This is a genomic window from Parafrankia sp. Ea1.12 (assembly GCF_900465275.1).
GTDB lineage: Bacteria > Actinomycetota > Actinomycetes > Frankiales > Frankiaceae > Parafrankia > Parafrankia soli.
The window spans coordinates 1-246 of the sequence record NZ_UBIZ01000379.1; the positions used below are offsets into that span (position 1 = coordinate 1).

At 73.2% G+C, this 246-nt stretch carries 1 pseudogene; it reads left to right on the forward strand.

Going from position 1 to position 246, the window contains the following annotated elements:
* Positions 1 to 18: 18 nt before the first annotated feature.
* Positions 19 to 246, forward strand: a pseudogene (locus tag FMEAI12_RS21565) (molybdopterin molybdenumtransferase MoeA); the annotation flags it as partial.

The following is a 246-nucleotide window of genomic DNA, read 5'->3' on the forward strand; positions in this document are numbered from 1 at the left end:
AGAACGGGACGGGTGCCTGTGAAAACGGTAGACCAGCACGCATCGGACATTATCGCCGCAATCCACCCCATGTCGCCGCGGCGGACGGCGCTGCGCGAGGCGCACGGCTGCGTGCTCGCGGCGCACGGCTGCGTGCTCGCGGCGCACGTGCGGGCGACGGTGGCCGTCCCGGGCTTCGACAACTCCGCGATGGACGGCTACGCCGCCCGCGCCGCGGACGTCGCCGAGGCCAGCGAGGACAACCCG